At 64.1% G+C, this 25,024-nt stretch carries 27 protein-coding genes and 1 pseudogene; 15 read left to right on the top strand and 13 right to left on the bottom strand.

Annotation, left to right across the window (positions count from 1 at the left end; translation table 11 throughout):
- Positions 1-2: 2 nt before the first annotated feature.
- The 6 genes from sufD to NFJ07_RS24005 all read left to right on the top strand — a co-directional run bounded on the left by sufD (position 3) and on the right by NFJ07_RS24005 (position 5,641).
- Positions 3-1,331, top strand: coding sequence for a Fe-S cluster assembly protein SufD (sufD, locus tag NFJ07_RS24030; protein ID WP_269998472.1), 1,329 nt, complete (start codon positions 3-5; stop codon positions 1,329-1,331).
- Between the two features lie 26 nt (positions 1,332-1,357).
- Positions 1,358-1,714, top strand: a complete 357-nt coding sequence (locus NFJ07_RS24025) for a non-heme iron oxygenase ferredoxin subunit (protein ID WP_269998470.1) — start codon at positions 1,358-1,360, stop codon at positions 1,712-1,714.
- A gap of 38 nt (positions 1,715-1,752) precedes the next feature.
- On the top strand, positions 1,753-2,547 hold the full coding sequence (gene sufC / locus NFJ07_RS24020) for a Fe-S cluster assembly ATPase SufC (RefSeq protein ID WP_241707760.1): 795 nt from the start codon (positions 1,753-1,755) through the stop codon (positions 2,545-2,547).
- Between the two features lie 14 nt (positions 2,548-2,561).
- The gene (locus NFJ07_RS24015) at positions 2,562-2,894 is read left to right on the top strand and encodes a metal-sulfur cluster assembly factor (protein ID WP_059389266.1); all 333 of its coding nucleotides are present in this window, start codon (positions 2,562-2,564) and stop codon (positions 2,892-2,894) included.
- 127 nt (positions 2,895-3,021) lie between these two features.
- Positions 3,022-4,431 carry a class I adenylate-forming enzyme family protein gene (locus NFJ07_RS24010; protein WP_269998466.1) on the top strand — a complete coding sequence of 470 codons (1,410 nt, stop codon included), beginning with the start codon at positions 3,022-3,024 and terminating at the stop codon, positions 4,429-4,431.
- Positions 4,424-5,641, top strand: a complete 1,218-nt coding sequence (locus NFJ07_RS24005; RefSeq protein WP_269998464.1) for a thiolase family protein — start codon at positions 4,424-4,426, stop codon at positions 5,639-5,641. The genes NFJ07_RS24010 and NFJ07_RS24005 overlap by 8 nt, the downstream gene beginning before the upstream one ends.
- A 12-nt stretch (positions 5,642-5,653) precedes the next feature.
- Here NFJ07_RS24005 and NFJ07_RS24000 read toward each other — a convergent pair whose 3' ends face one another.
- The 4 genes from NFJ07_RS24000 to NFJ07_RS23985 form a co-directional block, all read right to left on the bottom strand.
- Positions 5,654-6,277: an energy-coupling factor transporter transmembrane component T family protein gene (locus NFJ07_RS24000; protein ID WP_269998463.1), complete on the bottom strand. Its 624-nt coding sequence runs from the start codon at positions 6,275-6,277 to the stop codon at positions 5,654-5,656.
- Complete coding sequence (locus tag NFJ07_RS23995; protein WP_269998462.1) at positions 6,274-7,005, bottom strand: energy-coupling factor ABC transporter ATP-binding protein; 732 nt, start codon at positions 7,003-7,005, stop codon at positions 6,274-6,276. The genes NFJ07_RS24000 and NFJ07_RS23995 overlap by 4 nt, the downstream gene beginning before the upstream one ends.
- An 18-nt stretch (positions 7,006-7,023) precedes the next feature.
- The gene (locus tag NFJ07_RS23990; protein WP_269998461.1) at positions 7,024-7,638 is read right to left on the bottom strand and encodes a biotin transporter BioY; all 615 of its coding nucleotides are present in this window, start codon (positions 7,636-7,638) and stop codon (positions 7,024-7,026) included.
- A gap of 159 nt (positions 7,639-7,797) precedes the next feature.
- A complete protein-coding gene (locus tag NFJ07_RS23985) occupies positions 7,798-8,466 on the bottom strand; it encodes a hypothetical protein (protein WP_269998459.1) in 669 nt (222 codons plus the stop codon).
- 270 nt (positions 8,467-8,736) lie between these two features.
- Here NFJ07_RS23985 and NFJ07_RS23980 point away from each other — a divergent pair, with 270 nt between their 5' ends.
- Positions 8,737-10,335, top strand: coding sequence for an ABC-F family ATP-binding cassette domain-containing protein (locus NFJ07_RS23980; protein ID WP_184735294.1), 1,599 nt, complete (start codon positions 8,737-8,739; stop codon positions 10,333-10,335).
- A gap of 29 nt (positions 10,336-10,364) precedes the next feature.
- Here the strand turns inward: NFJ07_RS23980 and NFJ07_RS23975 are convergent, their stop codons facing one another.
- The 5 genes from NFJ07_RS23975 to NFJ07_RS23955 form a co-directional block, all read right to left on the bottom strand.
- Positions 10,365-10,808 carry an SRPBCC domain-containing protein gene (locus NFJ07_RS23975; protein ID WP_269998456.1) on the bottom strand — a complete coding sequence of 148 codons (444 nt, stop codon included), beginning with the start codon at positions 10,806-10,808 and terminating at the stop codon, positions 10,365-10,367.
- Positions 10,809-10,880: 72 nt separating this feature from the next.
- Complete coding sequence (locus NFJ07_RS23970) at positions 10,881-11,366, bottom strand: YbaK/EbsC family protein (protein WP_269998455.1); 486 nt, start codon at positions 11,364-11,366, stop codon at positions 10,881-10,883.
- Positions 11,350-12,204: an SURF1 family cytochrome oxidase biogenesis protein gene (locus NFJ07_RS23965; RefSeq protein WP_269998453.1), complete on the bottom strand. Its 855-nt coding sequence runs from the start codon at positions 12,202-12,204 to the stop codon at positions 11,350-11,352. Before NFJ07_RS23965 ends, NFJ07_RS23970 begins: the two co-directional genes overlap by 17 nt.
- Positions 12,205-12,483, bottom strand: a complete 279-nt coding sequence (locus tag NFJ07_RS23960; protein ID WP_269998452.1) for a hypothetical protein — start codon at positions 12,481-12,483, stop codon at positions 12,205-12,207.
- Complete coding sequence (locus NFJ07_RS23955; protein ID WP_269998451.1) at positions 12,480-12,995, bottom strand: DUF3099 domain-containing protein; 516 nt, start codon at positions 12,993-12,995, stop codon at positions 12,480-12,482. The genes NFJ07_RS23960 and NFJ07_RS23955 overlap by 4 nt, the downstream gene beginning before the upstream one ends.
- Positions 12,996-13,148: 153 nt before the next feature.
- Between NFJ07_RS23955 and NFJ07_RS23950 the strand changes: the two genes are divergently transcribed.
- Both NFJ07_RS23950 and NFJ07_RS23945 read left to right on the top strand, forming a co-directional pair.
- Positions 13,149-13,874: a beta-ketoacyl-ACP reductase gene (locus NFJ07_RS23950; RefSeq protein ID WP_234749389.1), complete on the top strand. Its 726-nt coding sequence runs from the start codon at positions 13,149-13,151 to the stop codon at positions 13,872-13,874.
- Positions 13,875-13,963: 89 nt separating this feature from the next.
- A complete protein-coding gene (locus NFJ07_RS23945; RefSeq protein ID WP_269998449.1) occupies positions 13,964-14,713 on the top strand; it encodes an SDR family oxidoreductase in 750 nt (249 codons plus the stop codon).
- An 84-nt stretch (positions 14,714-14,797) separates the two neighbouring features.
- On the opposite strand, the gene serB is transcribed toward NFJ07_RS23945, so the two are convergent.
- Positions 14,798-15,691: a phosphoserine phosphatase SerB gene (gene serB / locus NFJ07_RS23940; protein ID WP_269998448.1), complete on the bottom strand. Its 894-nt coding sequence runs from the start codon at positions 15,689-15,691 to the stop codon at positions 14,798-14,800.
- A gap of 124 nt (positions 15,692-15,815) precedes the next feature.
- Between serB and NFJ07_RS23935 the strand changes: the two genes are divergently transcribed.
- From NFJ07_RS23935 to NFJ07_RS23915, 5 genes are all read left to right on the top strand, one after another.
- Positions 15,816-16,601, top strand: a complete 786-nt coding sequence (locus NFJ07_RS23935; RefSeq protein ID WP_059389255.1) for an ABC transporter ATP-binding protein — start codon at positions 15,816-15,818, stop codon at positions 16,599-16,601.
- 19 nt (positions 16,602-16,620) lie between these two features.
- Positions 16,621-17,406 (top strand): sulfite exporter TauE/SafE family protein, encoded by a 786-nt coding sequence (locus NFJ07_RS23930; protein WP_269998445.1) that lies wholly within the window; start codon positions 16,621-16,623, stop codon positions 17,404-17,406.
- A gap of 8 nt (positions 17,407-17,414) precedes the next feature.
- The gene (locus tag NFJ07_RS23925; protein WP_269998443.1) at positions 17,415-18,224 is read left to right on the top strand and encodes a TrmH family RNA methyltransferase; all 810 of its coding nucleotides are present in this window, start codon (positions 17,415-17,417) and stop codon (positions 18,222-18,224) included.
- Positions 18,225-18,365: 141 nt separating this feature from the next.
- The gene (locus tag NFJ07_RS23920; RefSeq protein WP_009358283.1) at positions 18,366-18,623 is read left to right on the top strand and encodes a type B 50S ribosomal protein L31; all 258 of its coding nucleotides are present in this window, start codon (positions 18,366-18,368) and stop codon (positions 18,621-18,623) included.
- Between the two features lie 81 nt (positions 18,624-18,704).
- Positions 18,705-19,802, top strand: coding sequence for a lipoate--protein ligase family protein (locus NFJ07_RS23915; protein ID WP_442865392.1), 1,098 nt, complete (start codon positions 18,705-18,707; stop codon positions 19,800-19,802).
- 34 nt (positions 19,803-19,836) lie between these two features.
- Here NFJ07_RS23915 and NFJ07_RS23910 read toward each other — a convergent pair whose 3' ends face one another.
- The 3 genes from NFJ07_RS23910 to NFJ07_RS23900 all read right to left on the bottom strand — a co-directional run bounded on the left by NFJ07_RS23910 (position 19,837) and on the right by NFJ07_RS23900 (position 24,705).
- The gene (locus tag NFJ07_RS23910; RefSeq protein WP_269998436.1) at positions 19,837-20,535 is read right to left on the bottom strand and encodes a hypothetical protein; all 699 of its coding nucleotides are present in this window, start codon (positions 20,533-20,535) and stop codon (positions 19,837-19,839) included.
- Positions 20,536-21,017: 482 nt separating this feature from the next.
- The gene (pepN, locus tag NFJ07_RS23905) at positions 21,018-23,657 is read right to left on the bottom strand and encodes an aminopeptidase N (RefSeq protein WP_269998434.1); all 2,640 of its coding nucleotides are present in this window, start codon (positions 23,655-23,657) and stop codon (positions 21,018-21,020) included.
- A 4-nt stretch (positions 23,658-23,661) separates the two neighbouring features.
- Entirely contained in the window at positions 23,662-24,705 is a 1,044-nt protein-coding gene (locus NFJ07_RS23900; protein ID WP_269998433.1) for a YeiH family protein, read from the bottom strand.
- A 113-nt stretch (positions 24,706-24,818) separates the two neighbouring features.
- Between NFJ07_RS23900 and NFJ07_RS23895 the strand changes: the two are divergent.
- Positions 24,819-25,024, top strand: a pseudogene (locus NFJ07_RS23895) (circularly permuted type 2 ATP-grasp protein); the annotation flags it as partial.

Here is a 25,024-nt window from a genome sequence, read left to right as displayed (position 1 = left end):
CAATGACTGAAATCACTACTGAAAAGGCCCGCATTGGCGCGCCATCGGCACAGCCATTTATCGACGGCTTCACCGAAGAGGGCGAGAACCTCTCGCCGGTCAACACTGGTACCAACACGTCTACCACCTCGGAAAAGACGTCGGAACAGGCACCTTCGGCCGGACCGCTTGCGGGCGCCTCGGCCAAGAGCCACTCCCACGGCGGCGGCGTTGGAATTCCGGACAGCTCGCGCGCAGGTCGATTGACCTCGTACAAGCTGGCCGACTTCAAGCCCCTCACCGGGCTGGAAGAGGACTGGCGCTTCACCCCGCTCAAGCGGCTTCGCGGCCTCCACAACGAAGTCCTCTCCGGTTCGGCGCCTTCCGTCGCCGTTACCGCCCCGGAGGGCGTCGTCGTCGAGACCGTGGGACGGGACGACGTCCGCATCGGCTCGGCGGCCATTCCGGAGGACCGCGTGTCCGCCAACGCTTGGGAGAACTTCACCGAGGCCACCGTCATCACGGTGCCCGCCGAGCTCCAGCTCGACGGCGAAGTGTCCGTGCTGCTGACCGGCACCTCCACTGAAGCCTCCGCCCAGCACATCGTGATCGTGGCAGGGCGCTTCTCCAAGTCGCGGATCGTCCTGGACCACCAGGGCAGTGCGATCGTTTCGGAGAACGTCGAAATCCTCGTCGAAGACGGTGCAGACCTGACCGTTATCTCACTCCAGGAATGGAACGACGACGCCGTTCACGCCTCCTCGCAGCAGGCCAAGATCGGCCGCGACGCGAAGTTCAAGCACATCGTGGTCAGCCTCGGCGGCGATGTTGTCCGCGTGACGCCTTCGACCCGCTTCACGGCGCCGGGCGCCGACGTCGAGATGTTCGGTTTGTACTTCGCCGACGCCGGCCAGCACCTTGAGCAGCGCTTGTTTGTTGACCACGCGGTGGCCAACTGCAAATCCCGCGTGCTGTACAAGGGTGCGCTGCAGGGCCGCAACGCACACGCCGTGTGGGTTGGCGACGTCCTGATCCGTAAGGAAGCCGAAGGCACGGATACCTACGAGGCCAACCGCAACCTGGTCCTCACGGATGGTGCACGCGCTGACTCGGTGCCGAACCTGGAAATTGAAACCGGCCTGATCGAGGGTGCCGGCCACGCCAGCGCCACCGGCCGCTTCGACGACGAACACCTGTTCTACCTCATGGCACGCGGAATCCCTGAAGACGTGGCCCGCCGTTTGGTGGTCCGCGGCTTCCTCAACGAGATCATCCAGCAGATCAAGGTACCGGCACTCGAAGAGCGCCTGACCGAAGCTGTTGAGCGTGAGCTCGCCGCGAGCGACAACTAATACAAGCCAAGCAGGGAAAACAGACTATGAGCGATCAGCCACAAGGCGAACTGGTATGCAACGCCAACGAGATCCAGGTCAAGCAGGCGCTGCGCATCCTGATCGATGACTACCCCGTAGCCATCGTCAAGGACTCGATGGGGGAGATCCACGCCATCGGCGACACCTGCTCGCATGCGGACATCTCGCTCTCCGAGGGCGAAATCGAAGGCTGCGCGATCGAATGCTGGGGCCACGGTTCCCAGTTCGATCTCCGCACCGGACAGCCCTTGCAGCTCCCTGCCTATGACCCCGTCCCGGTTTTCGCCGTCAGCCTCGACGGCGACGACGTCTACGTGGACGTGACCAACGTTGTGAATGGCGCCTCAGTACAGAACTACTGAGCGCCAAGTGCCTAAAGACTTACGAAAGAAAGAAGAGCATGTCTACTCTTGAGATCAAGGACCTGCACGTCAGCATCGAGACGGAGCAGGGCACCAAGGAGATCCTGAAGGGCGTCAGCCTGACCATCAAGACCGGTGAGACCCACGCGATCATGGGCCCCAACGGTTCGGGCAAGTCCACCCTGGCGTCCACCATTGCCGGCCACCCGCGCTACAACGTCACGAGCGGCACCATCACGCTCGACGGCGAAGACGTGCTGGCCATGAGCGTTGACCAGCGCGCCCGTGCAGGCGTCTTCCTGGCCATGCAGTACCCCGTAGAGGTTCCGGGCGTCACCATGACCAACTTCCTGCGCACCGCCAAGACCGCAATCGACGGCGAAGCTCCCGCCCTCCGCACCTGGACCAAGGACGTCAAGGCGGCCATGCAGCAGCTGCGTATCGACGCCGACTTCGCACAGCGCAACGTCAACGAAGGCTTCTCCGGCGGCGAGAAGAAGCGCGTGGAGATCCTCCAGCTCGAACTCTTCAAGCCGAAGTTCGCCGTGCTTGACGAGACCGACTCCGGCCTGGACGTCGACGCGCTCAAGGTTGTCTCCGAGGGCGTCAACCGCGCCCACGCCACGGGAAACATGGGTACCTTGCTCATCACCCACTACACCCGCATCCTGCGCTACATCAAGCCGGACTTCGTCCACGTGTTTGTTGATGGCCAGGTTGTCGAAGAGGGCGGCCCTGAATTGGCCGACCGCCTCGAAGAAGAAGGCTACGACCGTTACGCCACCGGCGCCGGCGCAGCCACCATCGCTGCTGCCGCAGCAGCACAGGCCTAGTTAGGACTCCCGCCATGACCGAAATCAACGCGGCTCGCACCAGCCTCGAGGACGTCGAGGAGGCGCTCAAGGATGTCATTGACCCGGAACTCGGTGTCAACGTGGTGGACCTTGGGCTGCTCTACGGTCTGAAGTACTCGGAGGAGGACGGCGCTCTGCTCATCGACATGACGTTGACGACGGCGGCATGTCCGCTGACCGATGTCCTTGAAGAGCAGGTCGGCCAGTCGCTCGACGGAATCGTGGACGACTGGCGCCTCAACTGGGTATGGATGCCGCCATGGGGTCCCGAGCGGATCACGGACGACGGCAAAGACCAGATGCGGGCCCTCGGCTTCAACATCTAGAAGTACGACGACGGCCGGTCACCTTCCAGCGCGAAGGTGGCCGGCCGTCGTCGTACGCCTTGGAACCCGGCCGAACGTTTGGCGTCACAGAAAGCCGCGGACCTGCGGCAGGGGCTAAAATTCGATGATGCCTTTTCTGGACAAACTTCAGCTCTGGGCCGATGAACGCCCCGACGACACTGCCGTCGTCGTCGGCGGCAAACGGCTCAACTGGGCTGACCTTCGGGACGCCGCAACCCTGCGCCTGGAGGAGACTGCCGCGACGACGGTACTCGCCGAGCCCAATTCCCTGGACTTCGTGGTGGCTTACACGGCCGCGGTGGCCGGCGAGCGGCGCTGTGCCGTGCTCGACCCGCTGTGGCCGCAAACCATGATCGATGAGGTCGCCCAGAGGATTGGACAAGCGCAACCCGGCAACGCTGCCGGGCCGGTCGCTGCCCCAGAGCTTGCTGACGGCCATCCCGACACCACCTTCCTGATCGGCCTGACCTCCGGAACCACGTCCGTCCCCAAGGCCTTCACCCGGTCACGGCGTTCGTGGCAGGTCTCGTTTGACGCCTCCATCGAATTCTTCGGGCTGACACCGGAGGATAGGACACTCGCGCCCGGGCCGCTGGCCGCGAGCTTGAACCTATACGCCCTGTCCGAATGCCTGTATGCCGGGGCGGCCTTCCACACTCTGGAGACTTTCGACGTCGGCGATGTCCACGCAGCCATCAGTTACGACGGCGTCACGCGCCTCGTCCTCGTGCCCACCATGCTGCGCCTGCTGAGCGAGCGCGGACTGGCCGGAGGCGTGGACGCATCCGGCGTGCGGAGCATCATTTGCGCAGGCTCGAAGCTGGATGCCCGAACGCTGGAGGCCGCCAGGCGCTGGGCGCCCAATGCGGCAATTTTCGAGTACTACGGTGCGTCAGAGCTCAGTTTCGTTTCCGGAACGCGGCTTGCTGCCGGGGAACCGCTCGACCCCGGCGGCACCGGAATCGGCGGCCCGTTTCCCGGCGTCGAACTCAAGATCATGGACGACGACGGCGCGGAGCGGGCCGAAGGGGCCGACGGGAACATCTGCGTCCGCTCCGGCATGGTCAGCAACGGGTATCTGTGGGGCGACGACGGCCAGGCGCTGCGGTGCTTTGACGGTTGGTACACGGTGGGGGACCAGGGCTATGTGGACTCCGGTGTCCTGCATATCCTCGGCCGTCGGTCTGACATGATCATCACCTCCGGCAGGAACGTCTATCCCCATGAGGTGGAGCTTGCCTTGGCCTCGGTCCCCGGGGTTTCGGCCGCCGTCGCGGTTGGAATGCTGGACGAAGTCCGCGGCGAGAAAGTCGTCGCAGGGATCGTACCCGCCTACGGTTCGGTGACGGCAACCCAGGTGAAGACGGGACTGGACGGTTTGCTGGCCCGGGACAAGCGGCCCTTGCGCTATTTCACGCTGTCCGAATTGCCCGTGACGGACCGCGGGAAGGTCAGCCGGCAGATCTTGCTGGACTGGATTGAGAACAACGATCCGCGGGCGAAACCCCTTGCCTAGCCGGGAGCCGGGCACAGGGCTGGACCCTTCGCGCCAGCCGGTGATCATTGCCGCCCTGCGGACACCTATTTGCCGGGCCAACGGACAATTGAAGTCGCTTCGCGCCGAGGAGCTCCTCTCCCCGGTCCTGCGCTCACTGCTGACAACCACGGGTGTTGCCGGCTCGGACGTCAGCGACGTCGTGATCGGCAATGCGGTGGGCGGGGGCGGAAACCTGGCCCGGTATGCCGCCTTGCACGCGGGACTGCCTGTGGGGGTTCCTGGACTGACCGTGGACCGGCAGTGCGGTTCCGGACTCGACGCCATCGCCCTGTCCTCCCGGCTCGTTGCCGCGGGCGGCAATGGCGTCTTTTTGGCCGGGGGAGTGGAGAGCATCAGCACTGCTCCGCTGCGTGCCAGGCGAAATCAAGACCCCGACGGCGAGCCGGACTTTTACACTCGCGCCACCTTTGTCCCACCCTGGTTCCGAGACCCGGACATGGGTGTGGCCGCCGAAAATGTGGCGCGGAAATTCTGCATCAGCCGCGAACAACAGGATGACTTCGCCCTACGGAGTCACCAGCGGGCCGTCGCCGCCAGTGCCACGGGCGCATTCGTCCCCGAAATTGTTCCCTTGGAAGCAGGGGGCGCCGTGGTCCAGGCGGATGACGGACCCCGGGCATCCCTCAAGGCCGGACTCATGGCCCGTTTTCCGCCCGCATTCGTACCGGGCGGCACCGTGACGGCCGGAAACTCGTGCTTCGACGCTGACGCGGCCTCCGCCGTCGTCATCACTTCACTGCAGCGGGCACGGCAACTTGGTGCCGCCGACGGACTGCTCGTCCTGGGCTGCGACACTGCAGGCGTGGACCCGGAACTGCTGGGTATCGGAGCTTCAGTGGCGGCCAAGCGATTGCTGGCGGAGCTTGGTGTCGAACCAGGGAAACTGGACCTCGTGGAATTCAACGAGGCATTCGCTTCGCAGACGCTCGCCTGCCTTGACGCGCTGGGAGTGGGACCGGAGCGGGCGAACCTCGACGGCGGCGCCCTCGCTTTGGGGCACGCCTATGGTGCGTCGGGGGCGGTCCTGGTGACCAGGATACTGTCCCAGGCCCGCAGGATTGCCGAAGCGCAGCCAGGCCGGGAGAGCTTGGCGCTGGCGATGATCAGCATCGCAGGCGGAATGGGTACGGCGGCGATGTTCCAGTACACGCAGTTGCCGGGCGATTAGTCGTCCGGGCGGTTAGTCTTCGGCGTCGCCCAAGCCGCGCGCGGCCAGGGCGTCGCCGGTCTGCCGCGCATAGGCGACCGTGGTGATGAATACCGGCAAGACCAAGGCACGGGGATTGCGCTCAAGCCCCCGCGCCCGGGCTGAGTCACGGACATCGGAGAATGCGCCGGCGATGAACGGAAGGCTGCGCAACATGATAGCGATGGTCAGCGCGAAGCGTTCAGGGTCCGCCCCGAAACGCTTGAACGGCCTGGACAGGGCAACCACACCGTCCAGCAATGTCTGCACCGGAGTCGTGACCGTCAGCACCGACGCCGCGACGACGCAGACAAGTACATTGAGCACGATCCGTGCGGCAACAGGCCCGCCCAGCTGCCACCATTGGAAGGCGCCGATCGCCACAAGGATGGGCGTCACGAGCCACACCGAATGCGCGAGCCGTCGGAACCCCGCACCGCTCAGCAGGAAGAGCCCGCACATCACGGCGAGGACCACTGCCGAGACAAGCCAGTCGACAATCAGGAACGATGCCAGGCCGCAGCCGGCAACCAACAGAAACTTGAGCCACAGGGGCGTGCGGTGCACGATCGAGTCGCCCCGCACATAGTTGGGGATCAGGACCCCGTGGCCCCTCACGTCGCCTGCACCTTGCCCTGTGGGGATTCAGCTGAGCAGAGCGCGCGGTAGTGTTCGACGGCGTCGGCTGCTCCGCCGTCGAACACTATCCGTCCGCCGTCCACCACCAACGCGCGATCCGCTTCGAGGGCAAGGTCGAGATCGTGGGTGGACATGATGATTTGTTGCTCCAGACCCGCAAGTGTGCGCCTGAGCAGCTCCCGGTTGCGCAGGTCCAGCAGCGTTGAAGGCTCGTCGAGAACCAGCACGGCGGGATTCACCGCGAGGACGGCGGCGAGGGCGAGCAGCTGCCGTTCTCCGCCGGAGAGCTCGTAAATACTCTGATCGGCGAGGTCCAGGAGGCCGAACCGTTCCAGGACAGCTTCTGCCCGGGCCGCACGCTCTTTGGAGTTCTTGATGGAACGCCGCAGGGAGAGTTCAACATCTTCCCGGCCGGTTGGCATGACCAATTGCGACAGGGGATCGGTGAAGACGAAGCCCACTTGGCTGCGGACCTGACGAACGGCCCGCATGCTGTCTGCGCCGTTGACGCTGACGGTACCCTCGCTTGGAGCCACCAGGCCGTTGAGCAAGCGAAGCAGGGTGGACTTTCCCGAGCCGTTGGCCCCAATGACGGCGATGCGTCGCTCTGTGAGTTCCAAAGAGACGTCCTGCAGCAAGGTCTTGGGCGCCGGGCTGCCATCGACGGCTACGCGCACTGAGACTTCGCTGAGAATGATGGTGTTCATGTACTGATTGTTCCCGCTTTATTTGACGCGGCGGACCAGGATGTCCGGGAAGGCCTTGTGGAGCGAGACGGCGATGATCGCCGCCAGGACGTTCTTGATGGTATCGCCGGGGTAGTAGGGCAGGTCGGCCAGGAATGCCTTGGCGAAGTCAAACTTGGCATTGACCATGAAGCCAAGCACGCCAAGGCCGTGGATAAGGACGATTGTGCTGATCATGGCTGCGGCAAACAGGAAGACGGCACGGTACTTTACGGTCTTGCGGATCACGATCGCTGCCAGCCAGCCGGCGGCGGCCGCCGCCAAGGGAAAGGCGATGATGTAGCCGGCCGATGGTGTTGCCAGGATACCGAGTCCGCTGCGGCCTCCGCTGAAGATCGGCAGTCCGGCGAAACCGAGCAGGGTGTAAAGCCCGACGGCGGCAAATGCCCGGCCGCCACCGAGCACGAGGCCGGTCAGGATGACAGCGAGGGTCTGCAGGGTGATCGGCACGCCCAGGGCCCCGACCGGAATGCCCGGAATCAGCGTTGAGGCGGCCACCAGGGCTGCGAATACCGCGATGAGGCCGATGTCCGTGGACGTCCAACGGGTGCGGGGAGGGGTTCGTCGCGTGGATGCGGTTTCGGTGCTGCTCATGGTGTGTCCTGTCTTTGCCCGGGGCGGAATGAATCCCCTGAAACCGACACTACAGAGCAGCTGGATACGTCATTTTGTAGGGTGTCCACGAGCAGCGCAGCAAGGCCTTGGGGCCAAGGTACAAAGAATGGCCCGCTGAGCGGCCGGAGTGGCTTTTGGCTAAGCCGCGACGTCCTCTTCCGTTGGGGTGAAGCCCGCCCGGTCCACCTTGCGGTGGTAGTGCATGCCGGCCAGTCCCCCGATTACCGCGGCGACGAGGGTCACTGCTGCCACCACGACCGCGGCGATGATGCCAGTCGTGCTCAGCCGTCCCTCATTCACGGGAATCCTCGGGAAGCTGTTCACGTTGGCGAGGATATTGAATCGCGGTCCGGCGAGCAAGCCCAGCAACGCCACCAGCACGGCGACAATAATTGCCCACAGCCAGACCATGACCCCCTGCCTGACGCCGTTGAACCGGGCCATGCGTCCGGCAACGTAGCCGCCGCAATAATAGGAGAGGAACAGGATCACCAGGAGCGCGATGATTCCCGCAATGCCCACCGTCTGCGATGACGCCAGATTCAGGGCGTCACTGACGTTCGCGTTGTTGGCGAGTCCAACAGCGATCCCCGCGGCTGCCAGGAATGCGACTAGTAGAACGGCCATCCCCGTGGCGGTCAGCCAGCCGAAGAAAGCGGAGCCAATCTTGATTCCGCCGAACTGCTCCTTTTCGCGGGCAATGACGGTCTCACGGGTGGCAGCGTCAGGTTCGGCGGCGTCCGGGGTTTCATCCTGGCCGCGGTCGGTCCGGACGTGCTTGCCCTCGGATCCTGTTGCACTGCTCATCGAGAGCCTCCCTCGCAATCGTCCAATCGGATTCATCACTGAGCCACTATGCCGCGCTCCCTGCCGGATCCTACCTTCACCTAACCACGCGTCGAAAATAGTAGCAAGGGTACTTACTATTCCGGGTAAACCGCGCCCAGCCTTGGCGCTGGCGAGCGTGAGACCTGGTGGGCGGTAGAATCGTAAAGGCCGTTTGTTCGGCCCCTCCACTTCAGCCGCGCCTTGACCTCCGGTGCTGCGGGTGTTCCCCATTGAAAGGCATCCCCCGAATTGATTACCGTCCAGGAACTCGAACTGCGCGCCGGCGCCCGCCTGCTCATGGACCAGGTGAGCTTCCGCGTGGATAAGGGGGACAAAATCGGTCTGGTTGGCCGGAACGGTGCTGGCAAGACGACCCTCACCCGCGTCCTTGCCGGCGAGGGACTGCCCGCGGCGGGCAAGGTTGCCCGCAGTGGTGAGATTGGCTACTTGCCCCAGGATCCGCGGACCCCGGACATGGAACAGTTGGCACGCGACCGCATCCTTTCCGCCCGCGGCCTCGACGTGGTGGTGGGCAAGCTGAAGCAGGCACAAACGGACATGTCCAGCGAAGACGCCACGGTCCAGCGCAAAGCCATGAACCGCTATGACCGCTTGGAAGCCGAGTTCCTCGCAGGAGGCGGTTATGCGGCCGAGGCCGAAGCCGCAGCTATTTCCTCCAACCTGGCCCTTCCCGAGCGGCTCCTGAACCAGCCGCTCAAGACCCTTTCCGGCGGCCAGCGCCGCCGCGTGGAACTGGCCAGGATCCTCTACTCGGACGCCGAGACCCTCCTCCTGGACGAACCCACCAACCACCTCGATGCGGACTCCATCACCTGGCTCCGCGACTTCCTCAAGGGTCACCAGGGCGGGCTGATTGTGATCAGCCACGACGTGGAGCTCCTCGAAGCCACGGTCAACAAGGTTTACCACCTGGACGCCAACCGGGCGCAGATCGACTTCTACAACATGGGTTGGAAGCGCTACCTGCAGCAGCGTGAAACCGACGAGCGCGCCCGCAAGCGGGAACGCGCCAATGCCGAGAAGAAGGCCCAGGTCCTCATGGACCAGGCCAACAAGATGCGTGCCAAGGCCACCAAGGCCGTGGCGGCGCAGAACATGGCGAAGCGCGCCGAACGGCTGCTTGGCGGCCTGGAAGCAGTCCGCGAGCATGACCGCGTGGCAGCCTTGCGTTTCCCGGATCCTGCTCCGTGCGGCAAGACTCCGCTCACGGCAGAAGGCCTGAGCAAGTCCTACGGTTCACTGGAAATCTTCACCGACGTGGACCTGGCCATCGACCGCGGCTCCAAGGTGGTCATCCTGGGCCTCAACGGTGCAGGCAAGACCACCCTCCTGCGGATGCTTGCCGGGGTGGATAAGCCGGACACCGGCGAAATCGTCCCGGGCCACGGGCTCAAAGTGGGCTACTACGCGCAGGAACACGAAACCCTTGACCACGACCGCACTGTCCTGGAGAACATGCGATCATCCGCTCCGGACATGAAGGACGCAGAGGTCCGCGGGATCCTCGGTTCCTTCCTGTTCTCGGGTGACGACGTCGACAAGCCTGCAGGTGTGCTTTCCGGTGGTGAGAAGACGCGACTTGCCCTCGCCACGATCGTGGCCTCGAGCGCCAACGTGCTGCTACTGGACGAGCCCACCAACAACCTCGACCCCGCCAGCCGCGCTGAGATCCTCGGCGCACTGCGAAACTACTCCGGCGCCGTCGTGCTCGTCAGCCACGATGAGGGCGCCGTGGAGGCGCTGAACCCGGAACGCGTGGTCCTGCTCCCGGACGGCGTCGAGGACCACTGGAACGAAGACTACCTGGACCTCATCACCCTCGCTTAGGGGAACGAGTCAGGGCATTTCCCACCCCGCTAGGGCATTTCCCATGGCACGGAGGCAAGAGGGCGGCCTAGTTCAATGTAGCTTTTCAGATTGGACAGGACCGCCGACCAGCCGCGGCTAGCAATCGCCAGCTGTTCGTCGTCGGCGATGTTCCTGTGATGGACGGTAAGCCTGGCAATACCGTCATGTGATTCGATGGTGAAGGTGACCACGTCGGGCTTCACCACCTCCGGGACCGCGGGATCCTCCCACGTGTTCACAAGGCGGACCGGCGGCGTTGCTTCCAGGACGGTTCCCACGACGTCGGCAGTTCCGGAGCCATCCGCACGCCGGTGTTCCCAGCGTGAACCTGCCTTCCAGTCCGAGACATTGGCGTGGCCCCAGTACTCAGTGCTTTGGGCTGCGTCCGTCAGTGCCGTCCAAATCTGGTCCGGGGTTCCTTCGATGTACGTGACGTAGGTGTATTCAGCCATGCTCACCAGCCTAGCCCCAGGCCGCAGCGGATCAATGGCTCCGCCGAATCAATGACCCGGCGGACCAGCGCCTTAGCGGACCTGCAGGGGCTGGGCTGCCGTAATCCGCTGGAGTTCGCTGTAACTGATGGAGAACATCGAGTTATGGTCACCCGCGCCTGCCCAGAGCAGTGGATGTTCCTGGAGCGAAATGTCGAGGATGGTTCGTATTGGTTGCGGGTGGCCAACGGGCGCTACGCCGCCTACGGCCTGGCCGGTGTGCTCCAGGACGAAGTCCGGGCTGGCCCGGCGAATCCTGGCTGTCCCCAACGAGGCCGCCACCAAGGCGGTGTCCACCTTCGCGGCGCCGCTCGCGAGAATCAACAGGGGAGCACCGTCAAGCTCGAAGACCAGGCTGTTCGCGATGGCCGCAACATCGCAACCCAGCAAGGAAGCTGCCGCAGCCGCGGTGGGGACTTCGTCGTCGAAAGTGCGCACCGTGTCTTGGGCGCCGGCCGCGGTCAGGGCCGACTTCACGTTCAGGACGGGGGCCGGGACCATCTCAGTAGCCTTGTGCATCCAGGATTGCGTCTTCCTCTTCTTCGGCCGTTGGCCGCTTGGATTTCCGTGGCGCGGGTGCCGTGCGACGAGGCATTGCGCTTATTTCTTCGTCCTCGTCCTCGGCGTCAATCCGGGCATTACGGGCTTGTTGCCTGGCCGCGTAGCCGAAACCGACGAACATCAGCACGCCGAAGGCAAACCATTGCAAGGAGTAGGACAGGTGGGTGCCCTCGTCGGTGGCCGGCTTGGCGAATGGCGCGGGCATTACCTGGACAGCGGGCGACTCTGTGGCGAGCTGCCCGTAGGCCCCGGTCATGATGGGGTAGCCAAGTTCTGCGGCGTACGAAGGAAGATCGATCGATTGCAGCTGGCCCTCTACGGCGCCACGGCCCAGGTTGGCCTCGGAAGCCTGCAATCGGACGACGACGGTGACCTCGCCGGCCGGCGGGGCGGGAATGCTGTCGGGGCGGCCGGGAGTCTTGTTTCCGATGGGCAACCACCCTCGGTCAACAACCACCGCTTCGCCGCTCGACAATCGGAACGGGACCACTACCTCGTATCCTGGCTGGCCATTGAGGGGACGGTTACGGACGACGCGTTGGCCCGAAACGTCATAGCTCCCATGCAGTTCCACTTGCGCCCATTCCCGTTCGGGGTCCATTGATTGGAACTGTGCCTTGGCGGCGGAGAAGGGAAGGGGAGTGGCCGAGTAGTTGTTGACGACACGATTGATTTCCGCCAACGTTTCGGCCCTGCGGTCCATTTGCCAGCGACCCAGCAAAACGCAACCCGTGGCGAAGATCACGGCCAGGACGAAGTAGCCCAGCCACTTGCTGGAAAAGAGAAAGCGGTACATTCAGCGGGCCTCGCCTGGGTCAGTGGTCTTCTCGAACGGTATTGTCTCTTTCCAGAGGCCGCGGGTCTGCAGGTAGTCCTCCAGCCATTCCCGGTGCTCCCCGCAGGACAGCCACACCTTTCGGCGCTCGGGAGTGTGGATACGGGGGTTGTTCCATAGGAGCTGCCACGTGGCCTCGGCGCGGCACGCCTTGCGTGAGCAGACGGCCGCAGGCGTCTCGCGATGGCCGACATGCTGCTCATTCTCGAGCCCAAGGCCGCCCATACTGAAGATGTTCATGAAGCCGCCTGTTCTTCCCCGCTGAACGGATAGTGGTGCTTGCCGCCGCCGGTGATGTCTTCTGGTTCCGGGCCGGATACGTCCTGATGAGTGGCGTCGTCGTCGATGAGTTCGCCCTCCAAGACAGTGACGGGCGCCGCGGGTGGCTCGCCTTCTTCTGCAGGTGACCCTTCCAGTTCGGCAGCCGGGACGTAGTCCAACAAGGCATCGCTGTGCACTTCGGCTTTGTCGCTGCCATTGGCGATCACTACGGCAATCCAGGGCAGGAACACGGCCCCAGCGACGGCAATGATCTTGAACCAGCCATCGACCACGAAAATGAGGAGGAGGCACACCAGACGGATACCCATGGCCACGGCGTACTTGATCATTCGTTCGCGCATGTCGTCCGAGTGGGCGGCAGCGGCGTCGGTAATGCTGTGCACCTCGGGGTCACCTGAAACGGCGTCCGGGTCCCCGGGCGCCTGCAGGGGACTGCTATCTCTTGTCACGGCTGATTCATCACGCTCCAACGGCTTCCCTCAATTCTCTCACCCCGGAACGGGCCGCCCAAACCGCGCCGAGCCCAGCTACCCGCGGCTGGGGGCTCCCGGCGGCTAAGATCGATGCAGGAAATCACCCACTTTCAAGCGGCGCAGCGCTGCCGCGGAACTCTGGAGAGCAGCATGTCTGAAGCAGTATCAACCGCCCGCAGTGTCCTCATCACAGGCGGAAACCGCGGCATCGGCCTGGCGATCGCAGAGTCATTCCTCGCCAACGGCGACAAGGTCGCCGTGACGTACCGCAGCGAAACCCCCCTCCCTGAAGGCATCCTTGGCGTCAAGGCCGATGTGACGGACGAGGCCTCGCTTGACGCCGCGTTCAAGGAAGTCGAAGCTGCCCACGGACCTGTCGAGGTTTTGGTAGCCAACGCCGGCATCACCAAGGACACGCTCCTTTTGCGCATGAGCGAGGACGACTTCACTTCCGTCATCGACACCAACCTCACGGGTGCCTTCCGCGTCATCAAGCGGGCCTCGAAAGGCATGATCCGCATGCGCAAGGGCCGGGTTGTGCTGATCTCCTCCGTGTCGGGCCTCTACGGCGCCCCGGGACAGATCAACTACTCGGCCTCGAAGGCTGGCATGGTGGGCATCGCCCGTTCCCTCACCCGGGAACTTGGCAGCCGTGGCATCACTGCCAACGTGGTGGCACCGGGTTTCATCAACACGGACATGACCGCCGAGCTTCCCGAAGACACCCAGAAGGCGTATTTGGCGAGTGTTCCGGCCGGCCGCTTTGCCGAGGCTTCCGAGGTCGCCAACGTGGTCCGCTGGATTGCCAGTGACGAAGCCGCATACATTTCCGGTGCCGTCATCCCCGTGGATGGCGGCCTGGGCATGGGCCACTAGATCAGGGTTCCCGCTGGCATGATTGACTCGGGACTAAATAGAACTTGGATGTTTTGAACAAGTTGGACGTTTTGAATAAAGGAGCACGAATGGGACTGCTGGACAACAAGACGGCAATCGTCACCGGTTCTTCACGCGGCATCGGCGCTGAAGTAGCCAAGATCCTGGCTGGCGAGGGCGCCGCCGTCGTCATCAACTACCGCCAGAAGGCCCCCCGGGCAAACAAAGTAGTGGGCGAGATCCAGGCAGCCGGCGGCCGTGCCGTAGCCGTCGGCGCGGACCTGACAACCCAGGAAGGCGTCCAGGCCTTGGCCAGCGCGGCCATGGAGGAATTCGGTTCGCTGAACGTCCTCGTGCTCAACGCTTCGGGCGGCATGGAATCCGGCATGGAGGAGGACTACGCCCTCAAGCTGAACCGTGATGCCCAGATCAACATGCTCAACGCCGCTGTCGCGCTGATGCCGGAAGGTTCCCGCGTAGTCTTCGTCACGAGCCACCAGGCACACTTCGTCGAGACTGTTCCCACGATGCCCGAGTACGAGCCCGTTGCCCGCAGCAAGCGCGCCGGCGAAGACGCATTGCGGGAACTGCTGCCGAACCTGGCCGACAAGGGCATCTCGCTCGTGGTGGTTTCCGGCGACATGATCGAGGGCACCGTGACGGCGACCCTCCTGGACCGCTCCAACCCGGGCGCCATTGAAGCCCGCCGGGCCGAGGCCGGCAAGCTGTACTCGGTGGCGGAATTCGCCGCCGAGGTGGCAAAGATGGTCACGGCCGACGTCGAGAGCGGCCACACCGAGTACGTCGGCGGCGCCGACTACTTCGGCAAGAGCGCCTGATATTTCTTAGCGTACGAAGAAGCGGCCCGGGACTGTCTGAATTAGCCAGTCCCGGGCCGCTTCTTCGTGGCGGATGACTTCGGGCTAAACGCCGGCGATATACCGGACCGCGTCCAGGTACGGCATGTTGATGGCGGCATCAGCGACCGCCCGGACGGCAGGCTTGGCGTTGAATGCGACACCAATGCCCGCCGCGCCCAGCATGTCGAGGTCATTCGCGCCGTCGCCCACCGCAATAGTGTGCTCCAGGTCGATTCCCTCGGCGGCTGCCCACTCGCGAAGGTACTTCTCCTTGGCTGCGCGGTCGATGACGTCGCCAAGGACCTTGCCCGTCAGGAAGCCGTCAACGATCTCAAGTTCATTTGCGATCCAGTAGTCCAGCCCGAGTTCTTCCGCGATGGGCCGCAGGATCTGGTTGAAGCCGCCGGACACCACCGCCACCGCATGGCCGGCGGCCTTGAAAGCAGCCACGAGTTCCGCCGCGCCCTCGCTCAGGCGCACCTCGGCGCGGACGGCGTCGACGACGGCGGCCGGCAGGCCTGCGAGGACCGCCACCCGGGCGTGAAGGCTTTGCGCGAAATCCAGTTCGCCGCGCATCGCGGCCTCCGTCACGGCCGCTACTTCCTCGCGCTTGCCGGCGTGTGCGGCAAGCAGCTCGATCACTTCCTGCTGGATCAGGGTGGAGTCCACATCCATGATCAGCAGCTTGCGTGAAGCGTCACGCAGCGCGTCGGCGACAATCGCGGTGTCCATGCCGGGTGCTGCAGCGTCGGCGACCCTGCGCCGGATGCCTGACAAGTCGGCGACGGTAGCCCCGTCAACGGCGAGGCCAATGGTGTAGACCCCAAAGCGATCGTCCCCCGAACGCGACTCCGACGTGAAGGAAGCACCCGAGCCGGACAGCACCTTGCGCAGGTGTTCAAGCTCCGAAAGGGACAAATTCACGCCATAGCTGACCGCGGTCAAGTTCGAACTCATGGCTGCAATCTTAGCGAGCGCGGAACCACCGCCCGAATTCCTGTTCATTCATGGCGGCGCGCAAACCATGTGACCGAAGTTTCGGTTATCTATCGCCCCCATTTTTGTCCTAGTGTCTACTCCTATGAGTGATGTTCTTGAATTGGCTTCCGTCAGCGTTGTCCGAGGTACCAAGACCCTGCTGGACAAGGTTGACTGGCAGGTCAATGAAGGCGAACGCTGGGTCATCCTGGGTCCCAACGGTGCCGGCAAGACCACTCTGCTCCAGATCGCTGCCGCCCGGATGCATCCGACCAGTGGGAAAGCCGGGATCCTTGACGAGACGCTGGGCCGGGTGGACGTCTTTGAGCTCCGTCCGCGCATCGGCCTTTCCTCCGCGGCCCTGGCCACCCAGATCCCGGAGCAGGAAAACGTGCTGAACGTTGTGGTCACCGCTGCCTACGGCGTGACCGGCCGCTGGCGCGAGGGATACGAGCGCGACGACGAGCGCCGCGCCTTCGGCCTTCTCAACGAGTGGGGGATGGGGCCGCTCCTGAATCGCTCCTTCTCTTCGCTTTCCGAGGGCGAGCGCAAGCGCGTGCAGATCGCCCGGGCCCTCATGACCGATCCTGAGCTGCTCCTGCTCGATGAGCCGGCCGCCGGCCTGGACCTTGGCGGACGCGAAGAGCTCGTCCACAAACTGGGGGAACTCGCCCGGGACGAGGACGCTCCCGCCATGGTTCTCGTGACACACCACCTTGAAGAAGTTCCTCCGGGATTCACCCACGCCATGCTGCTTCGCGACGGCGGGGTGGTTGCCGCGGGACCCATCGAGGAAGTCCTGACCGCGGAACACCTCAGCAACACCTTCGGCCTGCCCCTGGACGTGACCGAAAACTCCGGCCGCTACACGGCCACCGCCCGCCGCTAGGCCGGGGCAGCGAAAAGCAGTGGAGATCCTTAGCGGCATCCTGATCTTTTTCGCGGGCTTGTGGGCCGGAACCATCAACAGTGTGGTCGGCTCGGGCACGCTGGTGACGTTCCCGGTCCTCATCGCCCTCGGCTATGCACCTGTCACGGCGACCATCAGCAACGCCATGGGGCTTGTGGCAGGCAACGTGACAGGGGCCTGGGGCTACCGCCACGAACTCAGGGGCAGGGGCCGGCAGCTGCTCAGGCTCTTGCCGGCGTCGCTGCTCGGCGGCATCACGGGTGCTTGGCTTCTGCTGCACCTCCCGGAGAAGGTTTTCTACTACGCCGCTCCCATCTTGATCGTGCTCGCGCTGCTCATGGTGCTCTTCCAGCCCAAACTCCAACGGTGGGTCCAGGACCGGGCCGGCAATCCGGAGCACGCCATCCACGACAAGCGCCATACTGTGGTCCTCGTGGTGTTGGTATACCTCGCCGGGGTCTATGGCGGCTATTTCGTCGCTGCCCAGGGCATCCTGTTGGTCGGCATCCTGGGTGTCTTCATGACGGGCACCATCCAGAACGCCAACGCCATGAAGAACATCCTGGTGTTGGCCGTCAACGTCGTGGCAGCGTGCTCCTACCTCCTGTTTGCCTTTGGCCGGATCGAATGGCCGGTGGTGGCAGTCATTGCGGTCAGCTCATTGATCGGCGGACTTGTGGGCTCCAAAGTGGGAAGGCGCTTGAAGCCCTTCGCGCTGCGCATCGTGATCTTCGCGCTCGGCATCGTGGCACTCGGCTTCATGATCGCCAACTTGCTGAAATAGGAACCCCCGTGACTTTCCACTACCTCGAAACCGCTGACGACCCGCGCGTTGCCGACTACACACAACTGACAGATGTCCACCTCCGCAAGCTCCGCGAGCCCGCAGAGGGCATGTACATCGCAGAGTCGTCACGAGTGCTGCGGCGTGCCCTCGCAGCCGGCCATCGGCCCCGCTCCTTCTTCCTGGCGGAGAAGTGGCTGGAAGATCTCGACGACGTTTTCCAGCAGTTCCCCGAGGTGCCGGTCTACATCGGCAAGGCTTCCCTGCTTGAGGAAATCACCGGATTCCACCTACATCGGGGTGCCATGGCTGCCATGCATCGCCCCGTACCGGTGCCCCTCGAGGAACTTCTCGCCGGGACACACCGCGTGGCTGTACTCGAAGACATCGTCGACCACACGAACGTCGGCGCCATCTTCCGTTCCGCGGCGGCGCTCGGGGTGGATGCCGTGCTCGTGTCCCCGCGCTGCGGGGACCCCCTGTATCGTCGCAGCGTCCGGGTGAGCATGGGCACCGTGTTCCAGGTTCCCTGGGCACGGCTGGAGTCCTGGCCGGGCGATCTTGAACGGCTGAAGGAGCAGGGCTTCACCGTCGCTGCCATGGAGCTGACTGATGACGCTGTGGACCTCGACGCCCTTGCCGCGAGCAACCCCGGAAAACTCGCCCTCGTGCTCGGTACCGAAGGCGCGGGCATGAGCCCGGAGACGCTCGCCGCCGTCGACCTCGCGGTAAAGATTCCCATGCGGGCCGGCGTCGACTCACTCAACGTCGCCGCCGCTTCCGCGGTGGCTTTCTGGGAGTTGCGCCCGCGCGGCTGACCTCGGTTCGTATGGCCCCGCCGCTTCCGCTATGATTGGTTGTTGGCCCGACCGCTGAAATGTGCAAATGACAGCAACGGACCACCTCCATTCATACCTGGCAGCTGGCAAAATCCAGCTGCGTGAACAAAAGGTCCCATTATGAAGTCTGATATCCACCCGAAGTACGAAGCTGTTGTATTCAACGACCTGGCTTCCGGCGTCAAGTTCCTGACCAAGTCCACCGTGTCTTCTTCCAAGACCATCGAGTGGGAAGACGGCAACACCTACCCGGTCATCGACGTCGAAATCTCCTCGGAGTCCCACCCGTTCTACACGGGCAAGCAGCGCATCATGGACTCTGCAGGCCGCGTCGAGCGCTTCAACGCTCGCTTCAAGGGCTTCGGCGGCAAGAAGTAATCAACTTCACCTCCAAGCTTCTGTGAAAGCCCGCACCCGTCGTACCTTCGGCGGCTGCGGGCTTTTGCGTTTTCCGGCAGGATGGAAACCATGACTTCCAGCATGGCATTTCAACACGACGGTCCCCGGCTCCATGGCGAATACAAGGTCCCCGGCGGAAAACTCGTGGTGGTTGACCTCGACGTCGTGGACGGGCGGTTCGCGCACGTCTCGCTGAGCGGCGACTTCTTCCTGGAACCGGACGAGGCCCTGGTGGAGATCAACCGGGCGCTCACGGGCCTTCCGGAAAGTTCGACGCCGGCAGAGATCTCTGCTGCCGTCACCGCCGCATTGCCCGCCGAAACGGTCCTGTTCGGCTTTTCCGCCGACGCCGTCGCCGTTGCTGTCCGCAGGGCATTGTCCAAGGCCAGCGGGTGGGCGGACCACCAATGGGAGGTCATCCCGCCGTCGGTCCTTCCCACGCACCTCAACGTAGCGTTGGACGAGGTCCTCACCGAACAGGTCGGGGCCGGGCTCCGCAACCCCACACTGCGCTTCTGGGACTGGGAAGAGCCGTCCGTGGTGATCGGCAGCTTCCAGTCTTTCCGCAACGAGGTGGATCCCGACGGCGTCGCCCGACACGGCATCACGGTGGTCCGCCGTATCAGCGGCGGGGGAGCGATGTTCATGGAGGCCGGAAATTGCATCACCTATTCGCTCTATGTGCCGCAGAGCCTGGTGGATGGCATCAGCTTTGCCGATTCCTATGCGTTCCTGGACGCGTGGGTCATGGCTGCCCTGGAAAAACTGGGCATTACCGCGTTCTACGTTCCGCTCAATGACATCGCCACCGAGCAAGGCAAGATCGGCGGCGCCGCGCAAAAGCGCCTCGCCAACGGCGGGATGCTGCACCACGTCACCATGAGCTACGACATCGACGCCGACAAAATGGTGGAGGTCTTGCGCATCGGCAAGGAAAAGCTTTCCGACAAAGGCACCCGCAGTGCAAAGAAGCGCGTGGATCCACTCCGCCGGCAAACCGGCCTGGCGCGGACGGAGATCATCAAAGCCATGCAGGAGGTCTTCACCGAGCGCTACGGCGCCACGGAGTCCCGCATCACCGACGCCGAATTGGCAACAGCCCGGGAACGGGTGCAGTCAAAGTTCGGTACCGAAGAATGGCTGCACCGTGTTCCCTGACTACCTGTGTTCCTTAACTACCGGTGTTCCCTACTTACTCCGCCCGATACGCATTCACTGCCTGTTCCAGGACCGGACCGTAGAGCGGCCATGAATCGGCGGGAGCCGCCACGATGAGTACGCTGCTGCCCCGGCTGCCCGCTACGAGGCAAGCTATCTCGCGGTAACGGTTGTTGCCGACGTGGGTCACGTAGCTGTCGTCCACGCAGGAACCCATGCCTCCGCGGAAAGCCATCCCGGTACGGTCCCCGATTTTGGTGGGTGACGAGGAATTCTCGTCCGCCAGGTGATCGAGCCGGAAGGTGTTCCAGTTGTCCAGCGACTCGCTGCCCTGCCGGGGTGTGGCGTTGAGGTATATCCGCAGTTCGCCCGTTGAAGACGAGACAGTTGCGGCTACGCTGCCGGGGTCGCTTTGCGCAGCACTGGCATCGGGTGGGATTGAAAGGACCCCGGTGCCATCTGGAAGATCCATGGTTTTCCACCCTGCCGGGGCAGGTGCCGCGTTGAACCACGCGAACGGCGCTTCCGCGGATTGAACGGTGCGAGGCGCCGGGCTTTGAACTGCGGAACCGCAAGCTGCGACGGCCATCATTGCCGCAGCTGTGCCCAGAGCAGTAGCTGTGCCCAGCGAGAGCCCGTCGAACAGCGTTGTTCTGTGGCGGGCCGGCGCGCTACCGGTTTCCATCGCCGTCGTCCGGTCCACCGTTATCGTCGCCGTCGCGGTCGCCGCCATTGGGGTGCCGCGGGGGCGGCGGAATCATGTGGGGTGGCGCCGGTGCTGGAGGCCGGACCATCGGCGGTGGCGCCTGTACCGGTGGCGGAACGACCGCTGGCGGAACTACAGCGGGTGGCGCCTGCACAGGGGGTGGAACCGCCGGCGGCGGGACTGCGGCTGGTGGAACTGTCGGCGAGGTCGACGGCGTGGGGGAAGTCCCGGTGGTCACCTTCGGCGAAGGTGCCAGCGGGCTTGGAGCGGGCGTTGTGCTCGCCGGTGGGGTTGCAGGGGCGGGAGCGGCGGGCTGTCCGCCGAAGCAGCCGCCGAGCAATAGGCTGGTGCCCAGCGCTGCCACGGCAAGCACGGGGCGAGGAATCTTCATGGTAACCGTCCTCAGGAAAAGGCCCATGCGGAGCGCCGGGCTTTGCATCTAAAGACGATGTCGGCGATCTCCTTGGTTCAAAGGCCAGCTCGTCAACGCCGGATCGCCGGCTCCTGCGTCAGTCCTGCTGCAGCGCTACAGCTTCTTGTTGCGAAGCACCGGCGGATTGGGCCGTCAGGGCGCGGAACAAATGGCTTCGCTGCTCAATGACGATGCGCCGGAGCGCGCGCGGAGCTGCCGTGTGGGCAGCAAGCCAATCGTCCGTGCGCCGAAGCACCGGATGATCTTCCGGTGCCATCCCGGCCGGCAGATCCTGTGCCGAGGGGAACAGGCCCCGCACAATCCGGCCCGCGATCTCGATGCTTCGGGATTGCCAGATATCCTCCAGGCAATCGAAGTACGGTTCCGTGAAGCCGTCCAAGAGCCCGGACGGGGCGAGGGAGAAACCTGCGATTGTCGCGCTCAGGATCTCGTTGGAAAGCTCAGCGTCGTTGACTGCGGCATGCCATGCGGCCGTCTTGACGGCGGCATCTGGACGGGCAGCTGCGGCCAGTGCATGGCCTTCGCGTCCGGCCGCGGTGTGGTCCAGGGCGAGTTCGGCATCCAGTTCCGATAGCGCGGCTGCTCCGTTGGCTGCGAGTGCCTGCCACAGGCTCCACCGGAGATCCGCGTCCACCGTCAGGCCGTCCACCGTGACGCTGCCGGAGAGGATGCCGCGGAGGAACTCGACGTAAGCGCCATCATGGCGCGACAACTCAGCCAGGGTCCTGGCCCACGCGAGTTGCTGGTCCGAACCCGGCTCGGAGGCTCTCAGCTGCATCGCGCTGCTCGCCATCAGGCTCTCCCGGACCTCATTCCGTTGCGGGGCCGGGACGTAACGCTCGACGGCGGTCACCGCGTTGCCCAGAACGTTGAGGAGGACGCCGATTCCTGACTCGGCCGGGGCGAAGCGTTCGACGGCGGCGACGTACAGCGCCGCCGGGGTAACGGCGTCGCGCGCTGAATCCCACAGGGCCGTCCAGCACAAGGCCCGGGCCATGGGATCGCTGAAGCGGTCCAAGGAGGAACGCACTGTCGCCTCGGATCCCGCATCCAGGCGGACCTTGGCATAGCTGAGGTCCTCGTCGTTGACGAGAAGGAGGGCCGGGCGCGGCCTTCCCGCGAGTGCCCCTACGGTGGTGTCGGCGCCGTCGACGTCGAGCTCGATGCCCTCAGTGCGGAGCAACTGGCCGCCGTCGTCAAAGTTGTAGAGACCGATCCTGAGCCTGTGTGGCCGGTGTTCTTGCTTGCCCGTGATGGGGTCCACGGAGTCCTGATGCAGGGTGACCGCCTCCATGGCATCGTCGCTCCCGGAGATCTCGGCCGCAATGGTAGAGATCCCCGAGGTCTGCAGCCATTGCCGGGCCCAGGTTCCAAGGTCCCGGCCCGATGCTGTGCCCAGGGCTTCGAGAAGGTCGGCGAGTGAGGTGTTGCCGTACTCGTGATCCCTGAAGTAGCGCCGCGAGCCGGCAATGAACGCCTCGAAGCCGACGTAGGCCACCAATTGCTTGAGGACGGATGCGCCCTTGGCATAGGTAATGCCGTCGAAGTTCTGCTTGGCAGCTTCCAGGTCGGGAATGTCCGCGACGATCGGGTGGGTCGTTGGCAACTGGTCCTGCAGGTATGCCCAGGACTTGCGCTTGTTCGCGAAATTCACCCAGGCGCTGTCCCAGTCCGTGGCCTTGTCCACGCCGAGGGTACCCATGTAGTCGGCGAAGGATTCCTTGAGCCAGAGATCATCCCACCAAGTCATGGTCACGAGGTCTCCGAACCACATGTGGGCCATCTCGTGCATGAGGGTGTTGGCGCGGGCTTGGTACTGGGCATCGGTGGCCCGCGAGGTGAAGACGTATTTCTCCGTGAACGTGACGAGGCCGGGATTTTCCATGGCACCAAGGTTGTACTCGGGCACGAACGCCTGATCGTACTTCCCCCAGGGGTACGGATAGTCGAAGAGATCGTTGAAGAAGTCCAAGCCGTTCTTCGTCAGCCGGAAAAGCTCCGCGGCATCGAAGGACTCCTGCATGGATGCGCGGCAATAAAGCGCCAGCGGAACCTCAAGGCTGCTCCCGTCGTCGAGCGTCTTGCTCCAGTGATCCGTGGCGCGGAAATAGGGACCGGCGAGGACGGTGGTGATGTAGGTGGACATCCGCTTGGTCGTAGCGAAGTCCCAGCGGCTCGTGGCAGGGTCGCTGCTCAGTTGCGTCCGGGCCACCTCGGAGCCGTTGGAGGCCACCTGCCAAAGGGAAGGCGCCATGACGTGGAAGGTGAATTCGGCCTTCAGGTCCGGTTGTTCGAAATTCGCGAAGACGCGGCGGGCATCCGCCGGTTCGTATTGAGTGTAGAGGTAGCACTGTCCGTCGGCGGGATCGACGAAGCGGTGCATGCCCTCTCCCGACCGGCTGTAAAGGGCGGTTCCGGTGACCGTGACCTGGTTTTCAGCCTGGAGATTGTTGAGGCGGATCCTGTCGCCGTCCACTACCTCGGCGACGTCGAGTCCTTTTCCGTTGAGGAAGACACTGTGTACGCCACCGTGGATGAAATCCAGGAACGTGGACGAACCAGGTTCGGCGGAAAAGTTGATGACGCTGCGGCTTGTGTACCCCGGCACGCCCACATCGGCGGCTTCGCGGACGTCAAGGGAGACATCGTAGCTGTGGGTGTTGATCAAGGCTGAACGGGTGGCGGCCTCAGCGCGCGCCAAGTTGTGATTCGACACCCAGCTATCTAATCATGAGCAAGACGGCGCCCAAGCCCAACAGGGCGATAAGGAACCAGGAGCCGAGCGCAACCAGCACGGCACGGCCACCTGTGCGCAACAACGTGCGGACCCGGACCGCCGAACCTAGCCCGAACAAGGCCGAGGCGAGCAGTACGTCCTGGAGTCCTCGCGCGGCATCCAGGACGCCCGGGCTCAACCAGCCCAAGGAACGGACGGCCACCATCGCGATGAACCCGAGCACGAAGAGAGGGACGATCGGCGGGAACTTGCCGTCGTCGTCGTTCGCGTCGGTGCCGTTGCGCGACTTCCGCCGCATCGACCATCGTTGCGTGAGGCCCGCTCCGGCAACGATGGGGGCCAGCAGGATGACCCGGGTCAGTTTCACGACGACGGCGAGTGCCAGCGCCACCGGACCGGCGGTCTGTGCCGTCGCGACTACCTGGCCGACGTCGTGCACGGAGGCGCCCGTCCATGCGCCGAATTGTTCCGGACTCAGCCTCAAAGGGTGCATGAGCAGGGGCAGGACGCCGATGGCGAGCGTCCCGCAAAGGGTCACCAGGGCAACGGGCAGGACGGTGTCCTGGTGTTTGATGCGGCGCACCGCGGCCATTGCTCCAATCGCCGAGGCGCCGCAAATGGAGAAGCCTGTTGCTATCAGCAAGGCGCCTTCGCGCGGAAGCTTCACCAGACGGGCCAGGCCATACGTGCCGGCGAAACTGAGCAGGACGACGGCGGCAATCAGGACGAGCGCAAACCAGCCAAGGTCGAGCACATCGACAACGCTGACCTTCAAGCCCAGCAGCACGATGCCCGCCCGCATGTGGTGCTTGCCGGCGAAGTCCAGGCCCGGGCGGGCGCGTCCGGCAGCCCATGCCGCCGTGCCCGGTATATTTGCAGCTAACAAACCCAGCGCTACAGCCGCTGTCATGGCAGGAATGGGGGGAAGCAGGGCATGGACACTGAAGGCAAGTCCAGTGGCTGCCACTGCGATGACAATCCCGGCTCCCAATCGGGAGACGGGGGCCGGGAAACGATTGGGGTGCATTCGTCAACCTTGATGCATGCAAGCGTTGAAATGCGAAACGGGTTCACACCTGTTGTCGCAACATGCAGAACGCGAAATGCGTTCGTAATCGAAAAGGTGATTGTCTGAATCCCATGTCAGAGCTATTCCGGGATTACTCCGAGGCCGCCGCCCGTTCCGGCGCCTACGACGAAATGTTCGCCCCAGGCACCGTTGCCCGAAAATCCTACGGCCAGGTGGACGGCGCACTCCGCGAGCTTTCGCTTGCCGATGTGAGCGCCCGTGCGGAGTCGATGGCGCGGACCTTCTTGGACCGGGGTGTGACCTTCGATTATGCGGG

The sequence above is a fragment of the Arthrobacter sp. B2a2-09 genome (genome assembly GCF_027587375.1).
Taxonomy (GTDB): domain Bacteria; phylum Actinomycetota; class Actinomycetes; order Actinomycetales; family Micrococcaceae; genus Arthrobacter.
The sequence above is the reverse complement of the archived record's forward strand: the minus strand, read 5'-3'. Positions and strand labels throughout refer to the sequence as shown.

What these genes read in the sequence shown, in the direction of transcription:
- NFJ07_RS24010 (WP_269998466.1), top strand. Translation starts at nt 3,022, where the DNA reads ATGCCTTTTCTGGACAAACTTCAGCTCTGGGCCGATGAACGCCCCGAC.
- NFJ07_RS23915 (WP_442865392.1), top strand. Translation starts at nt 18,705, where the DNA reads ATGGAAACCATGACTTCCAGCATGGCATTTCAACACGACGGTCCCCGG.
- NFJ07_RS23995 (WP_269998462.1), bottom strand. Translation starts at nt 7,005, where the DNA reads ATGAACACCATCATTCTCAGCGAAGTCTCAGTGCGCGTAGCCGTCGAT.
- NFJ07_RS23910 (WP_269998436.1), bottom strand. Translation starts at nt 20,535, where the DNA reads ATGGCGGCGACCGCGACGGCGACGATAACGGTGGACCGGACGACGGCG.
- NFJ07_RS23975 (WP_269998456.1), bottom strand. Translation starts at nt 10,808, where the DNA reads ATGGCTGAATACACCTACGTCACGTACATCGAAGGAACCCCGGACCAG.
- sufC (WP_241707760.1), top strand. Translation starts at nt 1,753, where the DNA reads ATGTCTACTCTTGAGATCAAGGACCTGCACGTCAGCATCGAGACGGAG.
- NFJ07_RS23985 (WP_269998459.1), bottom strand. Translation starts at nt 8,466, where the DNA reads ATGAGCAGTGCAACAGGATCCGAGGGCAAGCACGTCCGGACCGACCGC.
- NFJ07_RS23900 (WP_269998433.1), bottom strand. Translation starts at nt 24,705, where the DNA reads ATGCACCCCAATCGTTTCCCGGCCCCCGTCTCCCGATTGGGAGCCGGG.
- NFJ07_RS23950 (WP_234749389.1), top strand. Translation starts at nt 13,149, where the DNA reads ATGTCTGAAGCAGTATCAACCGCCCGCAGTGTCCTCATCACAGGCGGA.
- serB (WP_269998448.1), bottom strand. Translation starts at nt 15,691, where the DNA reads ATGAGTTCGAACTTGACCGCGGTCAGCTATGGCGTGAATTTGTCCCTT.
- NFJ07_RS23990 (WP_269998461.1), bottom strand. Translation starts at nt 7,638, where the DNA reads ATGAGCAGCACCGAAACCGCATCCACGCGACGAACCCCTCCCCGCACC.
- NFJ07_RS23935 (WP_059389255.1), top strand. Translation starts at nt 15,816, where the DNA reads ATGAGTGATGTTCTTGAATTGGCTTCCGTCAGCGTTGTCCGAGGTACC.
- NFJ07_RS24015 (WP_059389266.1), top strand. Translation starts at nt 2,562, where the DNA reads ATGACCGAAATCAACGCGGCTCGCACCAGCCTCGAGGACGTCGAGGAG.
- NFJ07_RS23920 (WP_009358283.1), top strand. Translation starts at nt 18,366, where the DNA reads ATGAAGTCTGATATCCACCCGAAGTACGAAGCTGTTGTATTCAACGAC.
- sufD (WP_269998472.1), top strand. Translation starts at nt 3, where the DNA reads ATGACTGAAATCACTACTGAAAAGGCCCGCATTGGCGCGCCATCGGCA.
- NFJ07_RS23970 (WP_269998455.1), bottom strand. Translation starts at nt 11,366, where the DNA reads ATGCACAAGGCTACTGAGATGGTCCCGGCCCCCGTCCTGAACGTGAAG.
- NFJ07_RS23965 (WP_269998453.1), bottom strand. Translation starts at nt 12,204, where the DNA reads ATGTACCGCTTTCTCTTTTCCAGCAAGTGGCTGGGCTACTTCGTCCTG.
- NFJ07_RS24025 (WP_269998470.1), top strand. Translation starts at nt 1,358, where the DNA reads ATGAGCGATCAGCCACAAGGCGAACTGGTATGCAACGCCAACGAGATC.
- NFJ07_RS23960 (WP_269998452.1), bottom strand. Translation starts at nt 12,483, where the DNA reads ATGAACATCTTCAGTATGGGCGGCCTTGGGCTCGAGAATGAGCAGCAT.
- NFJ07_RS23945 (WP_269998449.1), top strand. Translation starts at nt 13,964, where the DNA reads ATGGGACTGCTGGACAACAAGACGGCAATCGTCACCGGTTCTTCACGC.